The 504-nt window shown below is 41.1% G+C and carries 1 tRNA gene and 1 rRNA gene; both read left to right on the top strand.

From position 1 onward, the window contains the following. Positions 1 to 55: 55 nt before the first annotated feature. Positions 56 to 131 (top strand) — tRNA-Val (locus tag ACTS60_RS02885). Positions 132 to 392: 261 nt separating this feature from the next. Further along, a 23S ribosomal RNA gene (locus ACTS60_RS02880) occupies positions 393 to 504 on the top strand; the annotation flags it as partial.

Genomic DNA, 504 nt, shown 5'->3' with positions numbered 1-504 from the left:
CCCGCATAGCTCCACCATCTTGAAAACCTTCTTCCACAAGAAGTAAAACTAATGTGGGCGATTAGCTCAGTTGGGAGAGCACCTGCCTTACAAGCAGGGGGTCACTGGTTCGAGCCCGGTATCGCCCACCATCTTTAAGCGCATTCAATGAGTGCTTTTAAAAATGGTTTTCATTAGAAAATCTAGCTCTTTAACAATTTGGAAAGCTGACAAATCAACAATTTATTGTTGATTGTAAAGTTCTCAATGTTTGTCTTTAAGACAAACACCAATAAAACACATTCAAGTGTTCTTGGAATTTGAGTCCGGCAAAATCGAGTCTGCATCATGTATAAAAATTGCAGACAACTTTGGTGATTTGATTATCAACTCGAAACTCCTTCGGGTTGTATGGTTAAGTGACTAAGCGTACACGGTGGATGCCTTGGCAGTCAGAGGCGATGAAGGACGTATTAACTTGCGATAAGCCCAGATTAGGTAGTAAAAACCATTTGAGTCTGGGAT

The organism is Vibrio sp. WZ-1 (assembly GCF_052037695.1).
Taxonomy (GTDB): domain Bacteria; phylum Pseudomonadota; class Gammaproteobacteria; order Enterobacterales; family Vibrionaceae; genus Vibrio.
The sequence above is the reverse complement of the archived record's forward strand: the minus strand, read 5'-3'. Positions and strand labels throughout refer to the sequence as shown.